This is a genomic window from Bacillota bacterium (assembly GCA_013178415.1).
In the GTDB taxonomy this organism is placed as follows: domain Bacteria; phylum Bacillota; class SHA-98; order Ch115; family Ch115; genus Ch115.
Genome location: JABLXA010000004.1, coordinates 297,487 through 318,048, shown reverse-complemented (window position 1 = coordinate 318,048; position 20,562 = coordinate 297,487). Strand labels below are relative to the sequence as shown.

The following is a 20,562-nucleotide window of genomic DNA, read 5'->3' as shown; positions in this document are numbered from 1 at the left end:
CTGCTTGCAGTCAGGACGCTTGTCGCGAGAATAACCCCGCAGCGCCATGGGGTTTCCTTCGCATTTTCCTTCAAAATAGGTTGAAGTGAGATCATATAGGTAGATGGTTGTATCCAGATTGAATAGATCTCTCTCTTTCTCTACTAAACCCTTCTCGATTTCACTCCGGCGCGGCCAGAGCTGATCGAGATTGCGGTAAAGCGTATCATCATTCAGCTGAGAGAGGTCAACCCCGAGAAGATCCTGAAGAGCGGTGCGGTTTACCCAATCAGGCATGGCATGTTCTGAGGCAGCCGATATCAGTCGGTTGAGCGTCATCACCCTCGTTAGGAGACGCTCCCTCTCTGATAACCCTGCCCTCTGCAGCAGTCATCTTCTCCGACGACCTGCTTGCCTGCAAACGCATTATCTCCACATATGTAGAGAAGGTCATAGTCTACGAGGATCATATTGATGTGATCCTGAAAATTGTGGATTTGACTGGGAAGTTAGGTGAATATAGATGCCTTTGCTTTGTTACATGTTTTGCTCTTTTCGCCCTCTAATAATAAGGCAGTAGCTCTTTAAGCTTAACATGCATTAGTCATTACACTTTTCCTTTTGCAATATTTTTTCAATTTGCTCAATTGCTTCTATTTCCTTTTTCATAGCTCTGCGCCCTTCATCTGCAAGAATCCTTCTCATTTCAGGGCTGCGAAATTTTTCATAACCCTTGTCATCAAAGGAAAAACCCTGACTCCATAAATAACCCCCATAACCAGCACAGTCTTGCCATGCGGTTATTGCTATATTTAGCTCTTGTGCCCATTCTGGAAACTTCTCAACAAGTCTTTTATAATATGGTAGGATTTGACCACGTTGGCTGATTTGACAAAGTGCATCACAATATATAATGAACCTGTGTTCCAAACTGTTTACGCCGTTTTCATCATTCGGCATTTCTTCGGATGGATGAAGCGAGCACTTTGAAAAATCGTCATGTTCAAGTTGGTTTAAAAATGATTCCCATGCTGCAAAGCCCACTTTTCTTCCTCGTATCACACCTTGCCTAGCATGGCCTGTAATGGCTTTAAATGCGGCAATAATACGCTTGCGTTCAGATACGGGTTCGGCCTTTTCCGTGAGTAACATATAGCTGATTAACTCTCTTTCCCAATTTTCCCTGATAAAGGGCTGGTCATTATTCTGATAATAATCCCAGCCAATGATTTTTTCACCATCCCCCTCATACCCGTAGAAAACATCGTAATCATGTTTGCATCCGTCGTCTGTGATGCCTTGGGCAAGGACGGGTATACCTTTATTAATCGAATCGACAAAATCCTGTCTGATTTTTCCCTCTGAAATGTTGACTGCATGCTTGCTGTCGTCGCGCTCAACAACAATCCTTTTTACTTTCCAGCCTATAGCATTTAGTAAACGGTCTTGGATTTCAAAAGGATATACATTACAATTTTCAATATTTTCATTTCCAAATATCCACTGTCCCTCTGTCCAGCACAATCGGTTGCCCAGACCGCTGCAAGACAACAGTTCTGCGTAATCGTAATTCTCTCCGACACTTATGAGCGCTCCGTACAAAGCACCTACAAAGGAAGTCAGATAAGAATAGCCATCAGAATGCATTGTTATTAGCGGAACGTTTGAAATCAGCTTTCTTGACATATGGAATCCACCCCTTATAGAAATTTGTATTGAAAGAGGATCAAAACATTTCAAACTGTGTTTCAATTTACGTGCAGAAGATGGTGTGATGCCGTGAAACCTAATAAACGCTTTTGCAAAGCTATCCGGCGTATCATACCCATACTTGAAAGCAATATCTATAACTTTAGCTTTTGTTAAAGTTAGTTCCTGTCCCGCAAGAGATAAGCGCCTATAGCGGATATAGTCGCTTATTGTCATTCCTGTTATTATGCTGAAAATACGTTGAAAATGAGCATTCGACGTATAAATACTTTTGGCTATTCTGTCTGAGTCGATATCTTCAAGCAGATTATCTTCGATATAGTTGATTGCTTTTTGCATACTCTGAATCCAGTCCATGTTTTGCCTCCTTCGTCTACAAATGATAACACAGGGCTTAACCAAAAACCCGTCTTCGTATGCTTGAAAGTGTCAAGATTAAAATCATAACAATGTTGAAATTTCACTTCACCTTTGTAACAAAAGAAGCGAAGGAAGTCAACTGCTTGTAATGCGGTCGTTTTCCTCTTGCAAAGTCTAGAAAGTCAGGTAAAAAAGGGGTCATCTAGCGTTCCTAATGTTAACTATTAACTTACTTATTTTCTGCTTTCCCATATTATACCATAATATAAATAAAAAAACTATGTGAGGGTTCAAGTCCTTCACATAGTTTTATAATTGGTGGAGGCGGTGGGAGTCGAACCCACGTCCGAAGAGGCAGCTTGAGCGGCTTCTACGAGCGTAGCGTGGGATTTGCGCTTCGCCGGAAGGGCGCCCTCACGCCAGCTCCCCTCGCGGCTATCTCGATGGTCTTAGCTCATCTCTCCGAGAATTGAGATGAGAGCATCCCGGTTTATTGACGCCCGCACCAGTCTCCCGGGAAAAGACCGGATTGGACGGCTGCTTTAATTAAGCAGCGAGTGCGTATTCGTTGTTGGCACTTATAGTGCTTTCCACCGTTTAACGAGTTGGTGGGATCTCGACTCGCTACCTCTCGCGCCACAGCTCCCCGTCGAAACCGTTACGCCCCCATTACTGCGCTCTCTGTTTGATGGCCCGCTCAATTTCCCTCATCGCGCTCTTCCGCGCAATGTCTTCCCTCTTGTCATGAAGCCTCTTGCCCTTCGCAAGAGCAAGCTCTACCTTGGCCAGGCCTCGCTTTAAATATACCCTCAAAGGGACCAGGGTATAGCCCTGCTGCTGAGTCTTTCCGATGAGCCTGCGAATCTCCGTTTTATGCAGCAGCAGGCGGCGAATCCTAAGCGGGTCGTGATTGAACCGGTTGCCATGGTCATATGGACTTATGTGCATATTATACAGCATAACCTCGCCATTTTCGACCTTCGCGAAACTGTCGCGAAGATTCACCCTGCCCTGGCGGATTGACTGTATCTCTGTGCCGGTCAGGGCAATGCCAGCCTCATATGTTTCCTCGATAAAATAGTCATGATATGCCTTCCTGTTGGTTGCAACGGTCTTGCCGTTTTCCGCTGACGCGCCCAACTACATCATTCCCCGGCCCAATCTGCTAGCAGCGCCAGCGCCGCCAGCAAACCCATTATACCATGATATGGCTATTTGTCAACAATGGGCATACAACAATATCCATTAATAAGAAAATTTCCCAGGAACTTCATAGCCCAAGATCCTCAGAGATAGACTGCATAGATTTGAGTCCGATATCAATGAACTCCTCCAGATCTAGCCCCAGCTCAGAACATGCCTTTATTTGCTCCCGGTTGGCTCCCTTTGCAAAAGAGGATTCCTTGAACCTATGCATAATAAATGGAACGTCAATACTGGATAATCTCTTCTCTGGGTGTATCAGTGCCGCAGCTACAATAAGCCCCGTGAGCGGATCAACGGCAAAAAGGGCCTTGTCTAACAGGCTTTCCCGCGGAATGCCATGATATTCGTTATGGACCTGGACAGCATGTACAAGCGCATTGGGCAATCCAAGGTCCTTTAACATCTCTGCCCCGACCAGGCTATGCTTCTCCGGTGATTTCGCGGTCTCATCATAGTCGATATCATGAAGCAGGCCCGCAAGTCCCCAGAGATCCTCGTCCTGATTCAACCTCGCGGCAAGCCCCCTCATAACAGCCTCGGTCGCGAGCATATGCTTTATGAGATTCTTGCTCTTCACATGCTTTTTTATTAAGGCAAGCGCTTCATTCCTATCCATCGATGCCATCCCTTTCATGTAAAAACTCATAGTTGACCCCATTCCCCAATCATCCCCGACGCCAAACCGTGTTATGCCGGTCAAGACAACACTATCCAAATGGCCGGGAGCTGTCTGGCCCTTAGAATAAGGCGACGTTCCTGCGCCACACTATGGCAGGAACGCCGCCAGGCATTCATTGATATTGTGTCTCAGTCACATATGCCTTACCCAGTTCACCCGATTCGCCGAGCCATGAAGCTCTATGCTGCCAGTGAACCAATTAGATCGGCACGCCCATGAAACGTCCGGCAATCATCATTCCATCATCCAAACAACCCGAGCAGTCCATTGTGTAAGGATACGATAAGTGGCGCAAACACTAGCGAAACCACAGTCATGAGCTTGATCAAGATGTTCATGGCCGGCCCAGCAGTATCCTTGAACGGGTCGCCCACGGTATCGCCTATGACAGCAGCGGCATGCACCGGGGTACCTTTCCCGCCCAGATTGCCAGCCTCGATGAACTTCTTGGCATTATCCCAGGCGCCACCGGCATTGGCAAGCTGAATGGCTAGCGGAACTCCAACCGCCAGCGCTCCGGCAAGAAGTCCTCCGAGGGCATGAGGTCCAAGGATGATACCCACAACGAGAGGAATCACGACTGCCAGTAATCCAGGCACTACCATCTCACGTAAGGCCTCGCGGGTAGTGATGTCCACGCACCTGGCATAGTCAGCCCGCGCTTTCCCCTCCATAAGCCCCTTGATCTCGCGGAATTGCCTCCTGACTTCTTCAACGACGCCGAATGCGGCGCGTCCCACAGCTTCCATCGTTCCAGCGGCGAATATATATGGAACTGTGGCGCCAATGAAAAGACCAGCCACTACAGAGGCATTAAGCAGATCCATGACCTCGAGTCCGGCTGCATGAATATATGCGAAGAATAGAGCCAGAGCGGTCAGGGCAGCCGATCCGATGGCAAATCCTTTTGCGATTGCAGCGGTGGTGTTACCAGCAGCGTCCAAGGAGTCGGTGATCTCTCTCACGTTCTTCCCAAGGTGAGCCATCTCTGCTATGCCACCAGCATTATCAGAGATAGGTCCATAGGCGTCAACAGAAACGGTCATTCCAGCTATTGAAAGCATTCCAATGGCCGCGATGGCAATGCCGAAGAATCCGGCGAGATGATAGGACAATATAGTTGCGCCAGCGATGAAAATGAGGGGAACGGCTGTGCTTCTCATACTGAGGGCCATGCCACCGGTGATATTAGTGGCGGCGCCAGTTTTACACATATTGGCAAGATTCTCGACAGACTTCCCGGATGTGTATACCTCAGCAATAAGTCCTGTCACGACACCGGCGACAAGGCCTGCTACTGCCGCCCAGAATACGCCGAGGCTACCGTAATAGTATTTGCTGAGGAGGAAGGAACCAACTATCATGAAGATGGAACTAGCGTATGTTCCCTTGCGGAGAGCCCCGGCCGGGTCGCCTTTTTCGCCCGTCCTTACAAAGAATGTACCTATGATAGAAGCGATGACGCCAACTGCGGCCATTCCGAGGGAGAAAACGATGCCACGCACTTTCGCGTCCATATCGGGGAATATGGCTGCAGCTATTACCATACTGGATACGATCGAACCGACATACGACTCATAGAGGTCGGCGCCCATCCCTGCCACGTCGCCCACATTGTCTCCTACAAGGTCTGCGATGACGGCAGGGTTACGAGGATCATCTTCGGGGATTCCGGCTTCAACCTTGCCTACCAGGTCAGCTCCGACGTCGGCGGCCTTGGTGTAAATCCCTCCGCCGACACGGGCAAAGAGAGCCACGAAGCTCGCGCCCATGCTGAACCCGGCCACGATATCTGTCGCCTTTATCGGGCCTATGCTGGAAACACTGGAGAATATGTAGTAAACCAAGGAAAGGGCGAAGAGGCCAATGCCCACTACAGACATGCCCATGACTGCGCCACCGGGAAATGCTACTGCCATTGCAGCGTTATATCCTTTGGTCGCGGCCTGAGCGGTCCGGGTGTTGGCCCGCGTAGAGATCTGCATTCCGATATATCCAGCAGAAATCGAGCACGCGGCTCCGATAACAAAGGCAATGGCGCTATAGACGCTGATTCCCGCGGCCATGATGATAAAGACTATGGCCAGGATAAGAAAGATCGTGCTGTACTCTCGCCTCAAGAAGGCCATCGCGCCCTCATGGATGGCTCCGGATATTTCCCTCATCGCAGGGTTCCCGGGGTCTTTCTTGAGGACACCAGTTGCCAAGTAGATGACGAATAAGATACCAATTAAGCCTGCAAGCGTTGTCCATAATACTTGACTCATCTCTGTCACCTCTTATTTGCTTGTGATATTCTTATATGCTACCCTGATTCACAAACGCGCCCTGGCATACGCCTAGATGCCAGGGCACATGGCTGGCGCGAAAGTTGAAAAATCCTTTGGCCCCGGGTCTGAGAGATCCTCGTGGACATGGGAATCCTCTAGACGACGATGGTCAGGATGATACTGGATAGCAGGAAAAGCACTGCCACCACGCTGGTGACCTTGCTCAACAAATCGTCCAGGCCCTTATTCTTGGAGAAGAACAACTGCGCTCCACCTCCAATGGACCCAAGACCTTCGCCCTTGCTGGACTGCATGAGCACAACAGCTATCAGCGCTATGGATACAATGAATTGGAAGACTATCAATGCGGTCCTCAATCCCTACACCCCCCATCACGGGCACATCTGAAAGGATTGTATCATAACCCGGGACCTGCTGCAAGTAACGTCAAACCGCCCTGATTCGCTTCCCGTGCGGACCCTACCCCCAGGCCAAGAGTCGCGGAATTTCAGCTCCATTTTTCATTGATCGCCATCGACCCGCTTATAGCAGCCCGGGCACCGCAAAAGCCTTCTTACCACGGTAAATGGCGCTATCTCCAAGCAGCTCCTCTATCCGCAACAACTGGTTATATTTGGCGACACGGTCTGTGCGGGAAGGGGCCCCGGTCTTGATTTGTCCGGCATTTACCGCAACCGATATGTCAGCGATGGTTGTATCCTCTGTCTCACCGGACCTGTGTGAGATCACGGCCGTGTACCCCGCCCTATGCGCCATCTCGATGGCATCTAGAGTCTCGGTGAGGGATCCAATCTGATTGACCTTTATTAACACAGAATTCGCTACGCCAGATCTGATTCCTTGCGCGATTCGTTCTGTATTGGTGACGAACAGATCATCTCCCACAATCTGTATCTTCTTCCCGAGACGATCGGTGAGCCTTTTCCAGCCATCCCAGTCGTCTTCCGAGAGGGGGTCCTCAATGGAAATGATAGGATACTTACCCACGAGACCCTCGTAAAATTCTATCATCTCATCAGCATTTCGGGATATGCCTTCGCCCTCGAAGACATACTTCCCATCCTTGAACATCTCGCTAGCCGCCACATCAATGGCAATGAAGGCGTCCTTGCCAGGCTGATAACCAGCCTTTTCAATGGCTTCCACTATGACGGCAAGCGCATCTTCATTTGATTCAAGATTTGGAGCAATGCCGCCTTCATCGCCGACTGCAGTGCCCATTCCTCGTTTCTTCACCACAGCCCGCAGATTATGAAATACCTCTGCGCCCATCCTCAGGGCCTCCGCAAATGAACCGGCACCGGCAGGAACCACCATGAATTCCTGGATGTCCACGTTATTGTCGGCATGCTTTCCACCATTGAGAATATTCATCATCGGAACCGGGAGCACCTTGGCGTTGATCCCGCCGATATATTGGAACAGAGGCAGCTCCAGAGAATTGGCCGCGGCCCTTGCGCATGCAAGAGACACGCCAAGAATAGCGTTTGCCCCCAATTTCGATTTGTTGGGGGTTCCATCCAGCTCGATCAATTCCTTGTCGATTCCGATCTGGTCAGTCGCATCCATGCCTACAATCTCAGGAGCAATGATTTCATTGATATTCTCGACTGCCTTCAGGACGCCCTTGCCAAGGTAACGTTTCTCATCTTTGTCGCGAAGTTCGAGGGCCTCATGGACCCCTGTCGATGCCCCAGATGGGACACAGGCCCGGCCCACCGTCCCGTCAGCGAGGGTGACATCGACCTCGACCGTCGGGTTTCCCCTCGAATCTAGTATCTCTCTTCCAGTGACTTCCACAATCGTCGTCATAGGCGGCGTCACTTCCCTTCTTTTACAATTTGAGCAAACAAGCTAGCTTTAAGACTGGCGCCTCCCACGAGCGCTCCATCAATTTCCGGCTGGCCAAGGAATTCTGCTATATTCTCTGGTTTGACGCTTCCGCCATACTGGATGCGAATCCCCTGCGCTACGGCTCCTCCCAGGATTTCTGCAGCAGTGTCGCGGATCAACCTTATCACCCTGTTTGCCTCTTTGCCATCCGCAGAATGACCAGTGCCAATAGCCCAGACGGGTTCGTAAGCAAATACGATACTCTTTCCATCATCCGGCGAAAATCCGGCCAACGCCCCGCGAACCTGCCTCGTTATGACAGACTCCGTATTTCCGGCCTCCCGCTCTTCAAGGGTTTCCCCGACGCAAATTATGGGTTTGATTCCCGCATCAAGGAGTGCCCGGGCCTTTTTATTCACCATCTCATCGGTTTCACCAAAGTACTTCCGTCTTTCGGAATGTCCCACGATACAATAACTGCAGCCTACATCCTTGAGCATGGCCACAGCTATCTCACCGGTGTATGCGCCTTCCTTTTCCCAAAAGACATCCTGCGCCCCAAGCCCAATGTTTGATCCAGACAAGGCGTCCCGCACAGGATACAACGCGGTAAAGGGCGGACAAACTACGACTTCCGTATCCACGATATCTGCCACCAGCGGCTTCAGCCCATTGATTAGTTCGAGAGCCTCCGGCACAGTCTTGTACATCTTCCAATTACCGGCGATTATGCGCCGTCTACCCGACATTACGCCACACCTCCGATGAACATAGATGGATCTACACCGCTATTTCCGGTCCTGCAGGACAGCCACACCAGGAAGCTCTAGCCCTTCGAGGAATTCTAGTGACGCGCCGCCCCCGGTAGACACATGGGTCATCTTGTCCGCATACCCCATCTGCTCGATGGCTGCAGCCGAGTCGCCGCCGCCTACAATGGTGATAGCGCCCGACTTGGCAAGGGCCTCCGCTATCTCCCTGGTGCCGACCGCAAATCGCTCCATTTCAAATACGCCCATAGGGCCGTTCCAGATTACAGTACCAGCGCCCTTTATGGCTTCTTTGAAAGCATCGACTGTCTCAGGCCCAATATCTACTCCCTGCCAGCCTTTGGGAATCTGGCTGCTCTTCACTATCTTAGCATTTGCATCCGGCGCAAATCTATCGGCTACGACAACATCAACGGGGAGTAGGAACTCTATGCCCCTCTGCTCCGCCATTTGCATAAGCGAAGAAGCGAGATCTATTTTGTCCGCTTCGAGCAGCGAATCCCCTACTTCATATCCCTTGGCCTTCAAGAAGGTATAAGCCATTCCTCCGCCAATGATCAGAGTATCCACTTTTCCGATCAGGTTCTTGATTACCCCGATTTTGTCAGAAACCTTGGCTCCCCCTAATATGGCCACAAAAGGCCTTACTGGATTCTCAAGCGCCCTCCCCATGGTCTCTATCTCTTTCTGCATCAAGAATCCTGCCACCGCAGGCAGAAATTTCGCAACTCCCGCGGTGGAAGCATGAGCTCGATGAGCTGTGCCAAAGGCGTCATTTACGAAGATATCGGCCAGATCCGCGAGTTTTCTCGCAAATCCCTCATCATTCGCTTCCTCTTCCTTATAGAACCTTACATTCTCAAGGAGAATGACGTCGCCATCCTTCATTTCAGCGATAGCTCGGGCCGGTACATCGCCTATCACGTCATCAACTTTTTTCACATCGCGGCCGAGAAGCTCGCTGAGCCTCTTAGCCACGGGATCCATACGAAATTGCGGGGTAGGTTTCCCCTTTGGCCTTCCCAGATGAGAAACCAATATCACCTTTGCTTTCAGGTCTACCAGGTACTGGATCGTTGGAATAGCGGCACGGATACGACGATCATCGGTGATCTCCTGTTTTTCATTCATTGGAACGTTGAAGTCCACTCGCACCAGCACCCTCTTACCCGCAACCGGAATATCCTTCACTGTAGCCTTATTCACGATTATGCACCTCCTTCTCATCAATAGCCCGCGTGGCCGTAACTGAACGGACCTCCGCTCTCATTTCAAAGTTCATTTTATGAACCCCTTCCCCCGTGATGTGGCTTTGGTCCGACACTTGGAGGCCAGGGGAGCGACGGTATCCCTGAGGCTGGCATTGATCCGAGGCTATACCACGACCAATAAGGCGGCAGTTACTCGGGTGTGCGTGATACCGTCCCAGTGGCTTTGATCCGAGGCCTTACTACCCAAGGGCCTCGGATCACAGAGCGACCTGCAGCAAGGTCGCGTCCAATGGGACGGTATCACCATCCCCGGTCATGCTGCGGCCTCTGAGGCCAATGCAACGCCCGCGAGGAGCCCCGCTTCTTCTTCGATTTATAGCCCCTTCTTGGCGATAAACGACACAAGATCTACGATACGGTTCGAATATCCCCATTCGTTGTCATACCAGGCAATGACCTTGACTAGCGTTCCCTCGATGACCATGGTGGACAGCCCATCGACTATGGAGGAATGCGGGTTGCCATTGAAGTCCTTGGAAACGAGGGGTTCGTCGGTATAGTCCATGATCCCTTTCAGCGGCCCTTGAGCAGCGGCCCTGAGAGTCGCGTTTACCTGCTCGACACTGGTCGCTTTCTCTACGTCAGCCACCAGGTCCACCACAGATACGTTGGGGGTTGGCACGCGCATGGCAAATCCATTCAGCTTGCCCTTGAGCTCAGGCAACACAAGTCCGACTGCCTTAGCAGCGCCTGTCGTGGTGGGGATTATCGACATTGCTCCTGCTCTGGCACGCCTGAGATCCTTATGTACCAGATCGAGGATTCTCTGGTCATTTGTGTAAGAATGTACCGTGGTCATGAGCCCCTTCTTGATCACGAAATTCTCGTGAAGCACCTTCGCCACAGGGGCGAGGCAGTTGGTTGTACAGGAGGCGTTGGAGATGATGTTATGCTTGGCCGGATCATATACTCCGTCATTGACCCCCATGACAATGGTGACGTCCTCATTCTTTGCAGGCGCACTGATTATAACCTTCTTGGCCCCTGCATCCAGATGAGCCTTTGCTTTTGTGCCATCAGTAAATATACCGGTTGACTCTATGACCACTTCGACCCCCAGGTCTTTCCATGGAAGCTTCGCGGGATCTTTCTCAGAAAGTACCTTTACTTCCTTCCCATTCACTACCAGAGCATCGTCTTTGGCCACTACATCAGCATTCAGAATCCCATGTACCGAGTCATACTTCAAAAGATGGGCATTGGTCTTTGGGTCAGCAAGATCGTTCACCGCGACAATGTCTAGATTTGGATTCCCCATCGCGGCTCTAAACACTATCCTCCCTATTCTTCCGAAACCATTGATTCCTACCTTTGTAGCCATATTTATTCCTCCCTTCCGAATATACCGGACATGATCATGATGTCCCGATAATGGCCTTCGCGGCGCCCTCGTCAGTTATGAGGGTTTGCCTCGGATGGTTGGCCATTACAGCTGCTATAGCTGCGGCCTTTTTTGCGCCACCAGCGACGGCCATAACCTGCTTTTCTATAAGATCTTCGGGTCTGAGCCCCATGCTTGGAGTCACATGTACCACATCCCCCGATGCATTGAAGTAGTACCCGAACATCTCGGCCACCGCGCCCCTCTCCTTCAATAGCCGAATCTCGTCTTCAGGAAGACGGCGTCTTCTTGCCATCTCGTCAACCGTGCCTATTCCATGAACGACTATTCTCGCGCGGCGAATGATATCCAGTATCTCCTTGATCCTGGGCTCATCACATATCTTCAACAAGGTCTCAGCCGCAAGATCGTCAGGCACGGCCAGCAAACGATGGCCCACACCAACATTTTTAGCCATGGCTGCCGCGACGGTGTCTGCCTGGATCTCCACATCATCTCCCAGGCTTCCGCGAGCGGGCACGAAGATGACACCCTTTTTGTTCCACGGCCGCAATAAAGCAGACGCCACCTCTGCCATTGTGGTGCCCCCGCCGACCGAAACTATATCATCATCCCGGATCATTTCACGGAGCAGCTTCGCAGCAACCCGGCCCATGTCCCTCTTTACAGAAGGATCCTGATCGGAATCTCCAAATACTACAACGACTTTTTCGACCGAAAGCCTTCTGGAGATTTCCTCCTCCAGATTAGCCAGTCCTCTGAGTTCCCTTACATAGTCCGCGAGAATGGTGAGAGCATCCTCCCCTTCCTGAGTCAGCATAATGCCCGCCGGATCAACCCTCACAAGGCCCTGTTCCTTCAGGAATGCTATATCTGCGCGGACCTTTCGCTCGCCATAACCTGTATATTGCGCAAGGGTCCTCCTCCCAATAGGTTGCGCAAAATGAGTCTGTCGCAAAACAGAATATCGTCTTTCGACAACCTCACTCAACTCGGGAGCTATTTTATGCTGAATTGCAACAAGCCTACCAAGATCGCCCAAATAACTTCTCTCCAGGAATTACATATTGGGACTTCAAATGTCCCCCCATATCCTATAATGTCCCAGTCGATGCATAAAAAAACTTCCCAGGGGCTTTCGACTTCAACATAAATTACTATTCGAGGGAGACTGCGAAATTCCTTCCGGAATTGAATAAATTCCTTTCCTTCACATGCTCCTCTACATGCCGGAACCATATGACCTCAGCCTGATAGAGCGAAAGTATGACGGACTCCAGGCTGATCAATATCTGCGCCTCTTGCTCGAAGCGGGTATCCCCAGCTCCTCACGATATTTAGCCACCGTTCGCCGGGAAATCATCACCCCTGCCTTTCTGAGTTCATCTGTTATGTCCTGATCAGAGAGAGGGTTTCTAGCATCTTCTTGTTCAATGAGCTCTTTAATCCGCTTCTTGACGCTCCCCGCAGCGGCGCCATCCCCCAACGCGGTGGATACCCCACTTGCAAAAAAGAATCGGAAGCTGAAGGTGCCTTGCGGGGTTTCCGCATATTTGCCACTAGTAGCCCTGCTGACGGTGGATTCATGGACACCGACAGCATCAGCCACTTCACGAAGAGTAAGCGGTCTCAGATATTCAATGCCATATTCAAGAAATTTCCTCTGAAACTTCACGATGCATTCCGTAACTCTCTGGAGCGTAAGCCTGCGGCGTTCGATACTCTTTAAGAGCCACATGGCGGAGTTGAGTTTCGCCTTTATGAAATCCGACACGACCTCTCCATATTCATCAGGCGAACGTAAAAGCCGGCGATATGTCGCGCTCAATGTGAGCTTTGGAACAGCCTGATCGTTTACGATTACAACATATTCACGGCCGACTCGCTGAATGATGACATCCGGGATGATATAATTCGTGCCCTGAGTCCCTCCGAATTCTCTGCCAGGCTTGGGATCCAAGGTCCTCACCAGATCGCCTGCCTTCTGGGCATCTTGAACCGAGATACCGAGAGATTCAGCTATCTTGTGATATCTCCCATAGGCTAAATCCTCGAGATGGCCTTGTATGACAGCTTCGGCCAATCGCAAAAGTCCGGGGTCGAGATCCAGGGTGCGCACCTGCAGGAGCAGGCATTCGGCGATATTTCTCGCACCGACACCAGAGGGTTCAAAAGACTGGATCAACCTAAGCACATGAATTACCTGGTCGGGGCTCGCTCCGCACATGCTAGCAATCTCTTCTATACCTGAGCGCAGATACCCATCATCGTCGATATTTCCGATGATAAATTCGCCGATAGTGAAATCTCTCCCAGAGCAAGCAAGGCGAAGCTGGAGCATCAAGTGATCATGTAGAGAAAGTGGGGATGTAGCCATGTTTTCAAAGGAGGTGTCATCTTTATCAGCAAAACCAGATGGAAAAGTCTCACGATAGCCCACATCGCTAGAATCAGCGAAGTATTGCTCCCAATCGATGTCAGCAGATTTATCGTCCTGCCGCTCCTGGGGGTCCAAGTCTTTGTCCTGGGGGGTAGCGGAAAAGTCGGTAGATTCTGTTAGACCTTCCGGTTCCCCACTGATGTCGGACGGCTCCTGATCTTCAATCTCCAGCAATGGGTTCTCCAGCAGCTGACCTTCGATGTATTGACGAAGATCCATGATGGGCAATTGCAAGACAGTAATCGCCTGCCTCAATTCTGGCGTCATGACCAGTTTCGGAATCTGCTTCAAGGCTAATTCCTGTCCAATCCGCATTTGCCTCATCACCTCTCCCTTATATTAATATATTCTAGCAAAGCGCTGTATCTCCTTTCTATGTCCGGGTCACGGCCGCGATCCACAATCCATGGAAGCCCCGGCATCTCCAGCCTCGCCTACTTCTGAATGCCCCGTGGCATCATGCTTGAGCTTCTCTGCCAGCTGAAGTATTCGCCTCAACCTGTGTTCAACTCCTGATTTTGAAATCTTACGGCCGAGCAGCTCTACGAGCTCGTTCAGGCTGGATTCGGGGTACATCAATCTGAGCTGGGCGATTTCCTTGAGAGCCGGCTTTAGTTTTCCAAGCCCAATATGTTCTTGGATGAGCTTTATGGCTTCGACTTGTTTCATGGCGCTCTCGACGATCCTTGACACATTTCCGGTATCACAATTCACCAGCCGGTTTACATCATTTCTGATACTCCTGTCTACCCGGACACTCTGCAGTCTCAATGCCGAATTATGTGCTCCCATCATCGCCAGGAGCTCAAAGATCGCCTCAGAGCCTTTAAGGTACACCACGTGCAATCCCCCTCTCACTGATGATCCAGCTTCAAGGTCGAGGGAGGCCAAAAGTGCCCTTATCTCCTCTGCATAGCGGTCAGAGAATATGGTCATCTCCAAGTGGTAACCCCTCTCGGGGTCAGCCACATATCCACAAGCTAGGAAGACCCCCCTGAGATAGGCTCTCCTGCAGCATTTATTACGAAGAAGGCCTGATTTCATGAGAGGTCTAGACCCTGATATCTGTTTTTCTATCCCAAGCCGCCTTAGCATGGTCCTCATGCCAGTCTCGACCGCTATCCTGATGACATACCTGCGAATCCTGCGCCCAGTTGGGCTTTTCTCCGCTGCTATCTCCGGCTCCACCCCCAAAGCGCCTTTGATGAGCCTCACCATCTTTCGAGCCACGGCAGCATCATTTAAAGCTATGACAAGGAAAAGACCGCCGCTCCCGGAAACCACAAGGCTTCCCGCGCCGCGAAGAATGGCGGACATCTCAGCCAATCTACAGCAACGGCGGTCAGGCAAGATTCTTGATAACTCATGGCGAACATCCAAAGAAAACTGCACGCGCATACCCTCCATCAGTATTGTATCATAGAAGCATATCCTCCCTCACAGCAGGAATAAACATAATTGAAACCGGAACCCGCTTCACTATCACACTTATGAGGGGACGAATTATGGTCAATATCGTTTGGCTGCTCATGATAGTGGTCGGGGGGATAGCAGGGCTTTTGCGAGACGGGGGGAACACGCTCACAGAGGCTATCCTGGATTCAGCGCAAAGCGCCGTCAACCTTGTTTTGAATCTCGTGGGAGTCATGGCGCTCTGGTCGGGTGTGATGAAGATAGCTGAAGAGTCGGGGATGGCGGATATAATCTCCACTGTGATGAGGCCAATCATGTCCCGCCTGTTCCCCGACATCCCTCGAGACCATCCTGCAATAGCGGCTATCACCTTGAGTGTTGTCGCAAATCTATTGGGGATGGGAAATGCTGCTACTCCCCTGGGCTTGAGGGCAATGGAGAAATTGCAGGAGCTAAACAAGGACAAGACCACAGCTACCTATCCCATGTGCACGTTCGTTGCATTGACCCTCACCGGAATAGTCCTCGCGCCGACAACAGTTATAGCCATCAGAGCGCAGAATGGTTCCGCCAGGCCCACAAGCATAGTTGGACCAATCATCTTTCTCACATCCATGGTGATGATCACAACCCTCACCATAGACGCGATTTTGCGAGCTATTTCCAAAAGAAGGTGATCCCGCAGTGATCATACTTATTCAGATCATATCATCTATAATGATCCCTGTAATGATACTGGGCATCTGCCTGTTTGGGTATTTAAGGGGGATCAGGGTCTATGAGACGTTCGTTGAAGGCGCGAAGGAAGGACTCATGGCCGCGGCCAGGATAGCGCCCTACCTCATAGCGATGTTTGTAGCTATAGGCATGTTTCGGTCCTCAGGGGCGCTGCCTTTCATAGCAAAGCTCCTCGCGCCCATTGTCTCGCTACTGGGAATGCCGCCGGAACTCCTGCCCCTTATGATAATCCGGCCATTGTCAGCGACAGGATCGCTTGGAGCGCTCGTCGACATCTTCAAGACACACGGACCGGACTCGCCAATAGGCATGATGGCCTCAATGATCCAATCGAGCTGCGAGACCACCTTTTACGTCGTTACCATATATTTTGGAGCGGTAGGAATAAAAAAAGTCCGACATACCCTGGCGCTTGGCATCATGGCGGACATACTGGCCATCATAGGTTCTGTGCTAATCTATAATCATCTGCGCGCTTGGTGAGACCAACTATGACTTCAGCAAGTTTCAACGGGTCATGCCGCACCACATGATTTTGGCAGACGAAGTCTCCTTCTATGACACGGATTCCCATGGAGGATATTGCATCTACATCGGGCAGCACGGGTTCGGCTCCTTCGAGTCTATATTTCTCCAGCAAATGGAGTGGGATGATCCCCACATTCACAACTGCATAATCCAGGACACCTGGTCCAATATGTTCGCAAATAGCGCTGACGTGATCTCGGGCGGTGAAATGGTCAGTTTCACCTGGTTGAGTCATCACATTTGAAACATAAACCTTGAGCGCCGCGACTTCCTTGATGGCATCCCGTATGCCCTTGACCATGAGGTTGGGCAATACGCTGGTATACAAGCTTCCCGGGCCGAGCACGATCATATCCGCCGCTCTAATGGCGTCCAAAGCCTCTGGGAGAGGTTCCACGTCTTCTGGTTCGAGCCTGATCCTCCTGATCCTGCGAAAACATTTTGATATCATGGATTCCCCTTTGACGCTAGAACCATCTTCCAGTTCCGCTACAAGCACCACTTGCGATAGCGTCGACGGCAGCACCTGACCTCGAACCGCCAGAACACGGCTCGATTCCTTGATGGCTAGCTCGAAATCTCCTGTGACCTCGCTCATGGTCGCGATGAAGAGATTTCCGAAATTATGCCCTGCCAGGCCCGGCGGACCATCGTCACCGAATCTGTACTGGAAGAGCTGCTGCATCAAAGATTCCGCGTCGGCCAGCGCTACAAGGCAGTTACGAATATCCCCCGGCGGCAAAACGCCCATCTCACGGCGAAGCCGCCCAGAACTTCCCCCATCATCTGCCACCGTGACAATAGCGGTAATATTGCTGGTATATTCCTTCAAGCCCCTGAGCAGCGTGGACAACCCTGTCCCGCCACCTATCGCGACTATTCTTGGTCCAACTTCAAGGTTCCTCAGAGACCATACACCTCCCCCACACAGCTCTACAATATCAAGAGATCCACAATATCATATGATAATGCCGGAAACTCGCTACCCTGATTTCTCCTGCCTTGCCGGGGCATCATTTGCCAGATCCCTGTGCTCTACGGAGACAGTATATCCACCTTCACGGAGGAATCTCGACAATTCCTCCGCCAGAACAACAGACCTGTGCCTGCCCCCGGTGCATCCTATGCCTATAACCAGATGCGTCTTGCCCTCTTCGACATAATGGGGCAATAGGAAATCAACGAAATCATGGAGTTTCTGCCGGAATTTCACTGCCACAGGGCTCTTCATGACATATTGTTTCACCAGATCATCCAAGCCCGTAAGCGAAGAAAGCGATTTCTCATAATATGGATTTGGCAGAAAGCGGCAATCAAAAACCAGATCACAGTCCAATGGGAGCCCGTATTTGAAGCCAAAAGAAATGATGGAAATCGTGATCCGGCCCTTCTGGGACGTGTCCCCATACACCGCCTGGATTTTCTCTCTCAACTGCTTTGCCGTCAGGCTGGATGTATCTGTGATATGATCTGCTCTCCCTCGAATTTCTCCAAGTCTCTCCCTTTCAGCCCTTATTCCTTCGAGTATGCTGCCTTCTCCCGCCAAAGGATGCCTGCGCCGTGTCTCTTTGAAACGTCGCACGAGCACCTCCGGAGATGCCTCCAAGAATAACACTTCGTATTCAATGCCCATTTTTCCGAGTTCATCGAGGGCGTCAAGGAAGCTGGAAAAGAATTCTCGTCCCCGGATGTCAACCACCAGGGCAACTCGTGAGACTCTGCCCCGCGACTGGTTATAAAGCTCCGCAAATTTAGGAATCAGGTTGGCAGGTAGGTTATCTATGCAGAAATAGCCTAAATCCTCAAAGGCGTGCATAGCCTCGCTCTTCCCTGCGCCGGAAAGGCCCGTGATGATCACAAATCGACCTTTTTCCACCATTTGTTCCTCCAGTTGACCTTCCTCTCCCCAAAAGTTTCCGCCGAATTCACTATCCGGTCACTCGCAAGACCAGATCTTGCTGCGGCATGTAAGGCACATTCCAGATCGCCCACCTCCTCAGGACAATGGGCGTCACTCCCGACACAAAACAACACACCTTGCTTAGCGGCCGTCTTGATGAAGTCTTCGCTCGAACTTGCATGCCTTGCGTTTATCTCGAGGGCGGCCCCGGTCCTGGCGCAGGCACTGGCTAATTCCTCCGTATCAATTGAAACACCAAAATCCGGATGTGTAATCACATCGATGGGATTCTTCATAACCGCCTCGATGACTGCTTTGGTATTGTCGACACGCGCCCGCCGTCTCAGCCACCTGCTATAGCGCGCAATGAAATTCCTGCCGGCAAGAACCCAGCTGTCACTCGCCGTCTTGCCCCTGATCATCACATGTAGACCAGCAAGGACCACATCTAGATTCCTTGCGACGGCCAGCGGCACATCCAGGTCGCCATCTCTGGTGATGATATTAGCCTCAGCGCATGTCAGAGCTTCCACATCGCCATACTTGAGGTTGCACCTTTCTGCCTCTCGCCTGATATCCTGATACGCATCCAGGTCCTTCACGCCGATTCCGAAAAGGTTAGCAGGGCCATGGTCAGCGATCCCCACGAATCTAAGCCCTCGCTCGCGGCCGGCCCGAACATTGTCTTCAACACTCCCCTTGCCATGGCTATATGTTGTATGGGTGTGGAAATCCGCAATGATATAGAAATGTCTCGAGTCAGGCGCTATAGACTACCTGCCCCCTTACTATGGTCTTATGCACGGTCCCATCATCATCAAGAACGACAATGTCCGCGTCCTTGCCAACCTCCAAAGACCCCTTCTTATTGTCCACCCCGATGATCCTAGCCGGGACTATCGATGCCATGGGAATCACATCATGGATAGGAACCCCCAGGAATTTTGCAGTGTTAGACACTGCCCTGTCCATAGTGAGGATGCTGCCTGCCAGGGTGCCATCCGCAAGGCGCACAGATCCGTCGCCGCTGAGCTTAACCTTGAGCCCGGCAAGATGATATGTCCCTTCAGGCATTCCAGCCGCCATGATAGAATCAGTGACCAGGGCTAGCCTCTCCCGTCCCTTGCAGCGGTAAAGCAAATTCACAATAGCTGCATGAAGATGGAAGCCATCTACTATCATCTCCGTGGTAAGCTCATCTCGGGTCAGGACAGCGCCGACCAGGCCGGGATCTCTATGATGCAACGGGACCATCCCATTAAATGCATGAGTAGTATGAGTAAGGCCGCATTTGATGGCATTCAATACCTGTTCATAGCTCGCCGCCGAATGCCCGGCAGATATGGTAATCCCTCGTTCTTTCAGCACCCGGATCATCTCGAAGCCACCCACCACTTCGGGAGCCATGGTGACATGGCGCACGCTATTCCCGCTTGCATCCCAGATCTCTTCAAATTCACGGATATCAGGACGACGGATGGCCTCGGGATCCTGAGCGCCCTTTTTGGTGGGATTGAGCCAAGGCCCCTCGAGATGCATCCCGAGGATTTGCGCCCCCTTTAGATCGCGCCCCATGGCCTCTTTGACCGCCCTGGCGCAATTCGCCAGCTTATCCTGTGGGAGCGATGCCGGGGTCGCCAGGAGAGCAGTCGTTCCATGCTGAGCGTGGGCTCTGACGGCAGCCTCAATGGCATCAAGAGTCCCCTCTGAAAATTCATGCCCTCCACCACCATGAACGTGAATATCAATAAAGCCTGGGGAAATTATCTTCCCCGTTTCATCCATTATTTCCACGTCTTCCTGCCCCCAGGCAGCCATCGCCCGGTATTCGCCAGCTGATCCCACCCTGGTTATGGTTCCGTCCGCGATTTCAATGAATCCATCAGTAATAACTCCTTCGGGGGTGATCACATCCTTGCCCTTTAGTATAACCCTTTTTGCCGAAGCCTTTCCCATCGATATTGCCCCCTTCGTTGCTGCGCAGATACCTTTGTGTCTGGCAGAATATCTCCCTGAAATGCCGACATGAACAAGATTTCGTTTTTATGGCAGACTAAATCCGAACTCAGCCAACAAATAATTATAGCATAATTCGATGAAGG

19 protein-coding genes and 1 other RNA gene are annotated in these 20,562 nt (G+C 51.1%); 2 read left to right on the top strand and 18 right to left on the bottom strand.

Annotation, left to right across the window (positions count from 1 at the left end; all coding sequences use genetic code 11):
* The 14 genes from HPY52_05685 to whiA all read right to left on the bottom strand — a co-directional run.
* Nucleotides 1-321 (bottom strand): transposase (locus HPY52_05685; protein ID NPV79752.1); only part of this gene is annotated, 321 nt, incomplete at its 3' end.
* A gap of 258 nt (nt 322-579) precedes the next feature.
* Nucleotides 580-2,046, bottom strand: coding sequence for a helix-turn-helix transcriptional regulator (locus HPY52_05680; protein NPV79751.1), 1,467 nt, complete (start codon nt 2,044-2,046; stop codon nt 580-582).
* Between the two features lie 319 nt (nt 2,047-2,365).
* Nucleotides 2,366-2,717: a transfer-messenger RNA gene (gene ssrA, locus HPY52_05675) on the bottom strand.
* 1 nt (nt 2,718) lies between these two features.
* Nucleotides 2,719-3,189 carry an SsrA-binding protein SmpB gene (smpB, locus tag HPY52_05670; GenBank protein NPV79750.1) on the bottom strand — a complete coding sequence of 157 codons (471 nt, stop codon included), beginning with the start codon at nt 3,187-3,189 and terminating at the stop codon, nt 2,719-2,721.
* Between the two features lie 130 nt (nt 3,190-3,319).
* On the bottom strand, nt 3,320-3,871 hold the full coding sequence (locus tag HPY52_05665; protein NPV79749.1) for an HDIG domain-containing protein: 552 nt from the start codon (nt 3,869-3,871) through the stop codon (nt 3,320-3,322).
* Between the two features lie 305 nt (nt 3,872-4,176).
* Nucleotides 4,177-6,201, bottom strand: coding sequence for a sodium-translocating pyrophosphatase (locus tag HPY52_05660; protein ID NPV79748.1), 2,025 nt, complete (start codon nt 6,199-6,201; stop codon nt 4,177-4,179).
* A 158-nt stretch (nt 6,202-6,359) separates the two neighbouring features.
* Nucleotides 6,360-6,581, bottom strand: a complete 222-nt coding sequence (gene secG / locus HPY52_05655; GenBank protein ID NPV79747.1) for a preprotein translocase subunit SecG — start codon at nt 6,579-6,581, stop codon at nt 6,360-6,362.
* Between the two features lie 166 nt (nt 6,582-6,747).
* Entirely contained in the window at nt 6,748-8,037 is a 1,290-nt protein-coding gene (gene eno / locus HPY52_05650; GenBank protein NPV79746.1) for a phosphopyruvate hydratase, read from the bottom strand.
* Nucleotides 8,038-8,045: 8 nt separating this feature from the next.
* Nucleotides 8,046-8,807 carry a triose-phosphate isomerase gene (locus HPY52_05645; protein NPV79745.1) on the bottom strand — a complete coding sequence of 254 codons (762 nt, stop codon included), beginning with the start codon at nt 8,805-8,807 and terminating at the stop codon, nt 8,046-8,048.
* Between the two features lie 39 nt (nt 8,808-8,846).
* The gene (locus tag HPY52_05640; GenBank protein NPV79744.1) at nt 8,847-10,055 is read right to left on the bottom strand and encodes a phosphoglycerate kinase; all 1,209 of its coding nucleotides are present in this window, start codon (nt 10,053-10,055) and stop codon (nt 8,847-8,849) included.
* A 357-nt stretch (nt 10,056-10,412) separates the two neighbouring features.
* Entirely contained in the window at nt 10,413-11,420 is a 1,008-nt protein-coding gene (gene gap / locus HPY52_05635; GenBank protein NPV79743.1) for a type I glyceraldehyde-3-phosphate dehydrogenase, read from the bottom strand.
* A 34-nt stretch (nt 11,421-11,454) separates the two neighbouring features.
* Entirely contained in the window at nt 11,455-12,483 is a 1,029-nt protein-coding gene (locus HPY52_05630; GenBank protein ID NPV79742.1) for a hypothetical protein, read from the bottom strand.
* 243 nt (nt 12,484-12,726) lie between these two features.
* Entirely contained in the window at nt 12,727-14,196 is a 1,470-nt protein-coding gene (gene rpoN / locus HPY52_05625) for an RNA polymerase factor sigma-54 (protein NPV79741.1), read from the bottom strand.
* A gap of 69 nt (nt 14,197-14,265) precedes the next feature.
* Nucleotides 14,266-15,288: a DNA-binding protein WhiA gene (gene whiA / locus HPY52_05620; GenBank protein NPV79740.1), complete on the bottom strand. Its 1,023-nt coding sequence runs from the start codon at nt 15,286-15,288 to the stop codon at nt 14,266-14,268.
* 98 nt (nt 15,289-15,386) lie between these two features.
* Between whiA and HPY52_05615 the strand changes: the two genes are divergently transcribed.
* Together HPY52_05615 and HPY52_05610 are read left to right on the top strand one after the other, a co-directional pair.
* Complete coding sequence (locus HPY52_05615; GenBank protein ID NPV79739.1) at nt 15,387-15,971, top strand: hypothetical protein; 585 nt, start codon at nt 15,387-15,389, stop codon at nt 15,969-15,971.
* 40 nt (nt 15,972-16,011) lie between these two features.
* Nucleotides 16,012-16,515, top strand: a complete 504-nt coding sequence (locus tag HPY52_05610) for a spore maturation protein (GenBank protein NPV79738.1) — start codon at nt 16,012-16,014, stop codon at nt 16,513-16,515.
* On the opposite strand, the gene HPY52_05605 is transcribed toward HPY52_05610, so the two are convergent.
* The 4 genes from HPY52_05605 to nagA all read right to left on the bottom strand — a co-directional run bounded on the left by HPY52_05605 (nt 16,472) and on the right by nagA (nt 20,416).
* Nucleotides 16,472-17,467, bottom strand: coding sequence for a YvcK family protein (locus tag HPY52_05605; GenBank protein ID NPV79737.1), 996 nt, complete (start codon nt 17,465-17,467; stop codon nt 16,472-16,474). The two genes, HPY52_05610 and HPY52_05605, sit on opposite strands and share 44 nt — an antisense overlap.
* 75 nt (nt 17,468-17,542) lie before the next feature.
* On the bottom strand, nt 17,543-18,439 hold the full coding sequence (gene rapZ / locus HPY52_05600; protein NPV79736.1) for an RNase adapter RapZ: 897 nt from the start codon (nt 18,437-18,439) through the stop codon (nt 17,543-17,545).
* On the bottom strand, nt 18,415-19,230 hold the full coding sequence (locus HPY52_05595) for a PHP domain-containing protein (GenBank protein NPV79735.1): 816 nt from the start codon (nt 19,228-19,230) through the stop codon (nt 18,415-18,417). The genes rapZ and HPY52_05595 overlap by 25 nt, the downstream gene beginning before the upstream one ends.
* Nucleotides 19,220-20,416 carry an N-acetylglucosamine-6-phosphate deacetylase gene (gene nagA / locus HPY52_05590; protein NPV79734.1) on the bottom strand — a complete coding sequence of 399 codons (1,197 nt, stop codon included), beginning with the start codon at nt 20,414-20,416 and terminating at the stop codon, nt 19,220-19,222. The genes HPY52_05595 and nagA overlap by 11 nt, the downstream gene beginning before the upstream one ends.
* Between the last annotated feature and the right edge of the window lie 146 nt (nt 20,417-20,562).